This is a genomic window from Rhodococcus sp. P3_B8, assembly GCF_056402775.1.
In genome coordinates this window covers 1-8,687 of sequence record NZ_JBFUGT010000278.1, presented here as the reverse complement: position 1 = coordinate 8,687, position 8,687 = coordinate 1, and the positions used below count along the sequence as shown (strand labels likewise).

Genomic DNA, 8,687 nt, shown 5'->3' with positions numbered 1-8,687 from the left:
CGTCGGTGCTGGGAAAGTATCGGTACACCGTCTGACGGATGACGCCGAGGGATTCCGCAACGTCGGCGATGCTGATCGCCGTATCTTTCCGACTGATGAGTTCGACTGCGGCGGTGACGATTCGCCGGGACGCTTCCTCGTCACTTCCAGGCGGACTACCACCCCACCCACGCCTGCCAGCCACTGTCTTTCCCTACCTCTCACAACGCGCCGTTGGGCCCGAACGGCATGCAAGGGCTGTCGGCGCACCGCCCCACCGGACTCAGAGGTTACCGCGAACGCTTGACCCTCCGCCCCGAAGCCCACGCTATTTCACCGGCCGGGTCGTGCGGCAAGCGAAGGAAGCCGACTTCGAGGTCGACTCGATGGACGACGAGGAGGTGTTCGGGCCGGTATTCCACCGGCTCGGATTCGCGGAGGCGATCGAACGTGAACTACTGACCGACTACCAGGTGGCCGTCGTCGCAGTCGATGACGGCCACCTACCGGGACTGGGCCCAGCGCGGCCGATTCGTCACCACCAATGGCACCGAGGTGACCGACGCCCGCACTCTCGCCGGACAAATCGGCCTCGCCCAGGCGATGCGCCGCTACGACCTGCACCGCACGATCACCTTCCACTCACGGGTCACGCGCGCCCAGTCCCTCCCCGAGGTGATCTTCTGGATACCCGCCGAACAGCAACCATTGGGTCAGGTATGGTCCGACTACGCATCCGGCGAGATGCCCGCAGGGCAGCGCCATGCGCTCCTGCACCACCTCGGCCGGCTCGAGCACGGCCCAAGGGGACTACTCGCCAACGCGCGCTGCCTCGCCGAAGGCGTCGACGTCCCCACCCTCGACAGCGTGGCCTTCATCGACCCGCGCCGCTCCGAGGTCGACATCGTCCGGGCCGTCGGCCGCGCCATCAGGCTCGCCCCCGACAAGACCATCGGCACCATCGTCATTCCGGTCTTCGTCGACACCGACGAAGACCCGGCGGTCGCCCTCGACAACTCGGTATTCAAACCGGTATGGGACGTAATCAAGGCGCTGCGGTCACACGACAGCCAACTCGGCGAGCATCTCGATGAACTCAGACGACAGCTCTGCCGGCAGCCACGACTTCCCTCCAGGATTCATCTCGACCTGCCCCAACAGCTCGGCGCAGATTTCGCCCGCGCTTTCGCTGTGCGCCTGGTCGAGCAGACCACCGCACCGTGGGAGTTCTGGTTCGGGTCCCCACCTCCCGAAACCCCTCCGACGCACCGCAGGCGCGCTGTCTGCCGCCGATCAGTCTCTCCGATGTCTGCCGAGTGTCCGCACAGCCGGATCCGGGTCCGGGGCGGAACGGCCATAGCGACCGCTACGAGGCTACCCTCATGCTGCCATCGCGGCCGTGGTCCTGCTGTTGATCCCGTCGACGCCGTTTGGAACCGCGACGCACACCCGGCTGGAACAGCAAACCCAGGCGCTGCGCGCCGGCGTGCAGCATGAACCGGCAGTGCTGCTCAAGGACACCTACCTCGCGCCCGAGACCCCCCGAGTACGCGCTTCACCCTGCCGGCGACCAGAACACCGCCCGGGCCCGCTGGTCCACACCCCACGGGGAGCGCACCGCAGCCGTGCCCACCGCCRCTCCCGCGAAGACCGGTGAGGCCATCACCATCAGCGCCGACGCCGACGGCCCCCTTAGCGGCCCCATCCCTGACAGCCGTGAAAAAACCGTACTGGCCGTGACCGCCGCATGCGGGCTCTGGGCACTCTCGGCTGGCGCCGTCCTCCTCTCCACGGCACTCGCACACAGACTGTCCACCCGAAACCGGTTGCGGCGCTGGGAACAGGGGTGGTAAGGACATCCGGTCGAGGACCGGTCAGAGTTCGATGTTCGGTCAGCTACTGCCCGTACGGGCGCGGCGGTAGCGGTTTACCTCGTCACCGTCCAGGTCGGCCACGGTGTCTGCGGCATCGCGCAGCACCTGCACGGCGCCTTCGATCTGGGTGAGTGCCCGGGTGTAATTCTGGTGGTCGTCGGGGGTACTCCTTACCCGGTGGGACCATCCCTTCGGGGAAGAACTAGGAGTTCTGCTCGTCATGCGTTTGCTCGACCATCCACGCCGCTATCTGCGCCCTCGAGGTGAATCCGAGTTTCGCAAGGACATGCTCGACGTGCCCTTGCGCTGTGCGTTGGGATATCACGAGTTTCGTGGCGACTGCTCTGTTTGTGAGTCCCTGTGCGACGAGAGTAGCTACTTCCAGCTCCCGTTTGGTCAGTGTCGTCGAATCTGAGGTTGAAGTTGGCGATGCTGTGGGGGACTGCTCGTCGAGCGCATACGCAAGGGCTTCCTCGTAGCCGAAAGCCTCCCCTTGCGCGTAGGCCGACTGGAATGCCCGGTCACCGAGCACTCGACGTGTGCGGCGTTCGCACTCCTCGTGGTAACGACGAAGATTCGGAACAATGGCGGTGCGGCCGCCGACCTTCTTCCCGAGTGACTCGGCGCTTCCCAGCAATATGGCGGCGCGTTGTGCCCTTTGATCACCTGCGGCGATCCAAGCCAGCGCTTCCAAGCACCATGCAGAGGTAAGAGGATCATCTACGACTCGCGTGAGTTGCAGGCCTTGTTCGAGCAGTGCGGTGGCGCGGACAGGGTCACCTTGCTGCGCAACCAGCATTCCAAGGATCCACAGTGCATATGATCGGTACACAGATTCGCCGCGAGGCTCGGCGAGTGAAAGCACCTCCTCGTGACATGCGACCGCTCGTTCAATGTCCCCGTTCAGTCCGCAAGCCAGTCCGAGTCCGAGCAGATCGCCTATCACTTTGTGAATGTTGTCGCTCTTGCGGAAGAAGTTGATGGCGGACTCGAAACAGGCGACGGCATGAGTGAGATTCCCGTCGTACAGCGACAGGCGCCCTTCGTCGGAGGTGACGAGCGCCCCCATCTCGTCATCACCGATTTTGGTTGCGACGACGCGCGCCTCTTCGATGCGAGCCGCAGCTGCGCGCAGGTCCCCCTGCACTCCGGCTAACATGCTGTCGGCGCAGAGCGCTTTGACTCGTCCGGTACTTGGTTGGCCGCCCTGACTAGTGAGAGCGAGGTCGAGCCAATGTCTTCCCTCACCCAAAGGACTACGAAAACGCCAGAACGGATAGAGGGCAGCGGCCATCTCCACGCCCGACTCCGATTCAGTCGGATCTGTCATTGAAAATTCGAGTGCCTCCCGAAGATTCGTTTGCTCTCGCTGCAATCTCGTTATCAGCTCCACTTGCGACGGGCTTATCCATTCCACCTCCGCCCGCAGCGCCATCTTTTCGTACCAGTCGCGGTGGCGACGCCTAAGCTGCGAGTCCTCCCCTGCCTCCTGCAACTTCTCGCGTCCGTACTCGCGCAATGTCTCTAGAAGCCGGTACCGCACGACCTTGCCGGGCTCCTCACGGATGAGAATTGATTTGTCGACGAGCGAAACTACGTGGTCGAGCAATTGTTCGGAGGTCAGTTCGTCTGCGCAAATTTCCTCCGCAGCATCGAGTTCGAATCCTCCCGCGAACACTGACAATCGGGCCCATAGTTGTCGCTCATGTGTGGTGCAAAGTTCGAAGCTCCAGTCCATCGAAAGGCGCAGAGTCTGCTGACGGCCTGGCGCGACCCTGCTGCCACCTGTTAGCAATGTGAATCGGTCCGTTAGACGCTGCAAGATCTGTGTTACCGACATCGCTCGTAACCGCGCCGCCGCCAGCTCGATTGGTAGCGGGAGGCCTTCCAAGCGGGAGCATATTTGGGCGACCGCCAGCTGGTTGTCCTCAGTAAGCTCGAAACCTGGGAGTGCGGCTGCAGCCCGCTCGGCGAACAGGGTCACGGATTCGTATCGCGGAAGACCTCGTAAGGAAACTGAACGGCACGGATCCGGTACCGCCAGCGGTGGAACTCTCATTGCGGATTCGCCGCCGATAACGAGGGGTTCCCGGCTCGTCGCCAGGATATGCAGATCCGAACAGGATGTGAGCAGTGTTTCGACGGACTTCGCGACCTCGCCAACGAGGTGCTCACAATTGTCCAGGACTAACAGAAGTTGTCGGTCCCTGAGATACTCAGCCAGCATTGTCAAGGTCGGGCGAATTGATTGTTCTCTGAGTCCTAGACCGGAAGCGATGGTGTCCGGTACGAGAACCGGGTCTCGCAGGTCGCCGAGTCCTACCAGCCAGACTCCGTCACGGAATGCGCGCTTCACCTCGGCCGCAACCCGCAAAGCCAACCTTGTTTTACCGACGCCTCCAACTCCTGTCAGTGTTAACAGGCGGGAGGAGGACAGCAACCGTCTTGCCTCTGCTACTTCATGACGACGACCGACGAAACTAGTCAGTTCTAGGGGCAAGTTTCCTAAATTGCTCCGAACGCCGGCTGCCATCCCATCGTCACTCTCGTCGAGATTCTTCACACAACGGTACCCGTTGGCCCCTTCACCTGGCATGGGTTGTCGGACTGTTCCCGCCGGAATTACAGTCTCTGATTGACTTCGCTGGACATCTCCGTCCTGCGCGTCGGATTGTCCCCAAGGGTGCCGGTTGGCTCTAGTGTGGATCGGCCCGCGTACATCATCGGTCGGGTGATGCGCGACCCCGTGTGGCGCGTCGACCTCGTTCGTCCTGGGATTCGCTCTGAATCTGTCAGTATTCCAACCGCCCCTGCGCCGGCGCGTAGCGGACGTACCTGTATGTTTCCCCCTCCGGTTGGTAGAACGCAGCCGCCTTGACGAGGGCATCCAGACTATGGGTCAGTCCTGGAACAGAGGCAGCGCGAAATCGCCAGCATGCACGCCAGGTCGACGAAGTTGCCGTTCGCCCACTTCCGTTGCTGACAGTCAGTATTCCGCCGACCGCCGGTAGCAGAGAGGGCCACCGTCGATTCAGAGGATTCGCTTCGAAGTCAGTCGTTCCCGGGCAATCACTGCTAGACCACGAATCAAAGTTTGACGCGATCGTTCGTTGGGCCAACTACAACGTCGTGTTCAGCACCACCCTGGAGGTCGAAGTGGGGCAGTGCTGCATTCGTCAGCGAACGTCTCCACCCAGTAGGTTGCGACATCCCCGCTACTTGCCCGAAGGTACCCGCACGTCCCGCGGTCCGTAGGGAGGCGGTGTATGGCACAGCACCCTGGACTGCTACCCGACCCACGATGGGCCTGCGGTACCATTAATACTATGATTGGACAGTCAGGTGGCATCGGTGTGCACCCCCGAAGGCGACGCCATGCCCGCTAACGCCGACGATTCACAGGGCACGCCTGCCCGTAAGGCTGTTCACGAAGACCGAGTCCCTCGTCGGCGTACCAAGGGTCGGCGATCCCACAAGGCCGCAGTCGAGATCGCCCAGCTCATCGTCGATGACATTACCGATGACCGACTAGCGCCGGGGACACGGTTGCAAAGTGAACGAGACATGGTCGCCCGTTTCGAGGTCGGTCGCGGAACGCTCCGTGAGTCGCTGCGATTCTTGGAGATGAGCGGCGTTCTGACAATGAAGGCTGGTCCCCAAGGCGGCCCTTTCGTCGCGGATCCTGATGCCCACGATCTCGCCGGCTCACTGGGCCTGTTCTTGCAGCTTCGAGCCGTCCCCTTCAGCCAGATTATCGCAGCCCGCGAGATTCTCGAACCCGAGTTGGCAGGGCGCGCCGCCGTAGGTGCGACAGAGGAAATCCGAGATCTCATCGCGGACTCCATAGCTGGGATGGAAGCCTTCCTCGACAACGACGAGAACTTTCGCGCGGAGAACGACCGCTTCCACGCTGCGGTGGCTACCGCGGCGGGAAATGATCTCTTCACCCTCCTCATCGTGTCCCTTCACCAGATCACTGATGGCATGCCATTGGGTGTCAGCTACTCGATCGAGAATCGCGCCGCCGTCCTCAAGGCACACATCACTATCGCGGACGCGATCCGTGCTGGCGATCCCGAAGGTGCCCGGTGGGCGATGCGCCGGCACATGCGCGAGTTTCATGAGTTCGTTAAGCGGCGGTACCCGGAGGCCTACGAGCGCCCAGTGAAGTGGCGTGATGTTGCGCAGTAGAACGATGGGATCTCGCTGACGCAACACGAACTGGCGTGATCCGGTTGTGCACCTGCGATTCTCGGCGTTGCGAATGACGCGAGCTCCTCGTTACGGTTACGGCAGCCGGGTCGACGTCCTTGAGGGAGGCAGATCTGCCACCGTTCGAGTCCAATTGACGCCTTGACCTGTTTCCCCGCGAGGGAGGCGATGCGACGGCCGTCTGCGGTCGGCCACGGGCAGCAAATTGACCCCCTTCTCCCCTAACGATCTCAGCGGTATCGCCCGGCTCGTTTCACCTCCGCGCGGCGGTGGCCGCGCTGCGTCTCGTCGCGAGGAAGAGGGTGAGTACGAAACCGAGGACGAGCAGCGGGACGGTCAGGAGGAAGGTGCTAGCCACGGTATCCGAGAATGCCTCCAAGACCGGGATTTTCACCGCCGACGGCAGCGAAGCGATGGTGTCGGTCTTGGTGGGATCGAACTGGGCGGGCAGGGCCGAATGGTTCAGCGCAGTGGTCAGTCGCGGGGTGAAGACGTGGTTGAACACGGCCCCGAATGCGGCGACACCAAAAGCTGCTCCCATCGAGCGGGAGTATGTGACCATGGCGCTGGCCGCGCCCAGGTCGTCGGGGTCGACGGCGTTTTGCACGGCGGCCATTATGACCATTGGCACCATGCCGATGCCGATGCCGACGACAGCGAAGTAGRGGCCCAGTACCCAGACGCTGGTGTGGGCGCTGAGGGTGGCCAGTAGAAGTAGTCCGACGATGTTCAGTGCCATGCCCGCAACGAGACAGAGCTGCCATTTACCGGTACGCCCGCTCCAGCGGCCGGCGAGTGCTTGGCTGATGACGAGCCCGAGGACAAGCGGGAGCATGTGCAGGCCCGAGAGTGTTGCGGAAACGCCGTGCACTACCTGCAGGTAGGTGGGCAGGTAGACGAGCACACAGAACATCGCGAAGTTGGCGATGAAACCGACGAGGGAGGCTATGGATACCGTTGGGGTCCTGAGCATGGGCAGCGGCAATACCGGTTCGGGTGCCCGGCGCTCGGCCGGGAGGAGGACGAGAAGCAAGACTACGGCTGCCGCAGCAAGGGCGACGGTGCGGATGGAGCTCCAGCCCCAGTCGTCACCGAAGGAGACGATCAGCACAAGGCAGACCGACAGGGCGGCGAGAATCGTGGCTCCGAGGTAGTCGATGGGACCGGTCCGGCGCTTGGCGCCTGCGGGTAGGTTCCGCGACGCGAGTAGCAAACCGACCAGGCCGATGGGGAGGTTGATCAAAAAGGCCCAGCGCCAGGAGAGTTGGTCGGTGAATACGCCTCCCAGCACAGGGCCGAGAATGCTGGCTACGCCGTAGACGCCACCGAACATGCCTTGGTACCGGCTCCGGTCCTCCGGACCGGCTACATCGCCCACCAGCGCGAATGTGAGGACCAGCATCCCGCCGCCGCCCAAGCCCTGTAAGGAGCGTGCCGCGACGAGCTGGCTCATGTCCTGGGCAAGTCCGCACAATCCGGAGGCGACGAGGAACATGGCCATGGCACCCAGATATAGGCGCTTGCGGCCGAACATGTCGCCGAGCTTTCCCCACAGGGGCGTCGATGCTGTTGTCGCGAGGAGGTAGGAGGCGCTGACCCAGGCGATGTACTCGAACCCGCCCACGTCGGAGGCGATCGCGGGCAGCGCGGTTGAGACGATCGTTTGGTCGAGGGCTGCGAGCAGCACTGCCATGATGAGTGCGCTCATGGCGAGACCCACCGATGGCGCTGTTCCGGCAGCGTGTTTGGCAGAGTTCTGTGCGGGTGCCGTGGTTGAGGGAGAGGGCATGGTTACCTCGGATCTGCGATGAAGGCCCAGGGCGGCTGACTGACCGAGTTCGGTCTCAGAGGGCGCAGGCGTCCCGGAACGTTTCTAACTAACTGGTTGTTTGTCACACTAGCAGTATTGTCAACCAACTGGTTAGTTACCGGTTGTGGAGTTTCGCACACCACCCGTCACGTTCACCGACCGGTACTAGGAGCCTCGGATGCCCGGTGCCGGAGTGGAGTCAAATGTGGACCTCGCGGTTAGCCGGAGGAGCCGGGATCCTGGTGGGGTGCCGGTGCGGGCTGTGCGGAGCTGGCAAGGATGTCATCAAGGAAGGCGGGCGGCACCGATTCCCAGTTGCTTTGCCAGTGACCGTGTTCCATGTCTTGTCTCAGCTCACGGACGAGTGGGAGGATGTGTGGTCCTCCGTCGAGCAGGTACCGCCTCATGCCAATTCCGGCACATTGCGCCATGACCGCTGTCAGGAGGTGTTTGGCTTGCCCGGTGCGTCCGGCAGCGGCGCAGGCCTCCACGAGAAGGCGCTGCGCGTCGAGTGTGGCCCGGGGACGGTCTCGACCCTCGAGCGCGTGCACCCATTGGCTGGCCCAACTGCATGCCAGTGCGAGCGTCTGCGGAGTCGCGATCGGCTCGAGGAGGAGGAGATGAATGGCGGTTGCTTCCTCGAGTTGGACGGTGGTTTCGTCGAGGCTGTCGACGGGAGTTCGGCGATGGGAATAGGGCGTGGCCACGATGCCCTCGAGTTGTTCTCCGGCGTTCGGATAGAGAAGGGTTCGTTCGTAGTCCATCCGTGCCCGCAGTCGTGGGAGACCTCGGGTGCTCGCGATGCGTGTGCC

6 protein-coding genes and 1 pseudogene are annotated in these 8,687 nt (G+C 62.9%); 2 read left to right on the top strand and 5 right to left on the bottom strand.

Annotation, left to right across the window (positions count from 1 at the left end; all coding sequences use genetic code 11):
- A partial coding sequence (locus AC1D1G_RS37115) for a TetR/AcrR family transcriptional regulator (protein ID WP_477956061.1) occupies positions 1-184 on the bottom strand: 184 nt, incomplete at its 3' end.
- A 287-nt stretch (positions 185-471) separates the two neighbouring features.
- Between AC1D1G_RS37115 and AC1D1G_RS37110 the strand changes: the two genes are divergently transcribed.
- Positions 472-1,476, top strand: coding sequence for a helicase-related protein (locus AC1D1G_RS37110; protein ID WP_283352053.1), 1,005 nt, complete (start codon positions 472-474; stop codon positions 1,474-1,476).
- A gap of 395 nt (positions 1,477-1,871) precedes the next feature.
- Here the strand turns inward: AC1D1G_RS37110 and AC1D1G_RS37105 are convergent, their stop codons facing one another.
- Both AC1D1G_RS37105 and AC1D1G_RS37100 read right to left on the bottom strand, forming a co-directional pair.
- Positions 1,872-2,075 (bottom strand): hypothetical protein, encoded by a 204-nt coding sequence (locus AC1D1G_RS37105; protein ID WP_283352051.1) that lies wholly within the window; start codon positions 2,073-2,075, stop codon positions 1,872-1,874.
- Positions 2,056-4,416 (bottom strand): ATP-binding protein, encoded by a 2,361-nt coding sequence (locus tag AC1D1G_RS37100; protein WP_477956059.1) that lies wholly within the window; start codon positions 4,414-4,416, stop codon positions 2,056-2,058. Before AC1D1G_RS37100 ends, AC1D1G_RS37105 begins: the two co-directional genes overlap by 20 nt.
- Before the next feature lie 788 nt (positions 4,417-5,204).
- Here AC1D1G_RS37100 and AC1D1G_RS37095 point away from each other — a divergent pair.
- The gene (locus AC1D1G_RS37095) at positions 5,205-6,044 is read left to right on the top strand and encodes a FadR/GntR family transcriptional regulator (RefSeq protein WP_283352050.1); all 840 of its coding nucleotides are present in this window, start codon (positions 5,205-5,207) and stop codon (positions 6,042-6,044) included.
- Positions 6,045-6,318: 274 nt separating this feature from the next.
- Here the strand turns inward: AC1D1G_RS37095 and AC1D1G_RS37090 are convergent, their stop codons facing one another.
- Both AC1D1G_RS37090 and AC1D1G_RS37085 read right to left on the bottom strand, forming a co-directional pair.
- Positions 6,319-7,773 carry an MDR family MFS transporter gene (locus AC1D1G_RS37090; protein ID WP_477956056.1) on the bottom strand — a complete coding sequence of 485 codons (1,455 nt, stop codon included), beginning with the start codon at positions 7,771-7,773 and terminating at the stop codon, positions 6,319-6,321.
- A 320-nt stretch (positions 7,774-8,093) separates the two neighbouring features.
- Positions 8,094-8,687 (bottom strand): annotated as a pseudogene (locus AC1D1G_RS37085) (serine/threonine-protein kinase); the annotation flags it as partial.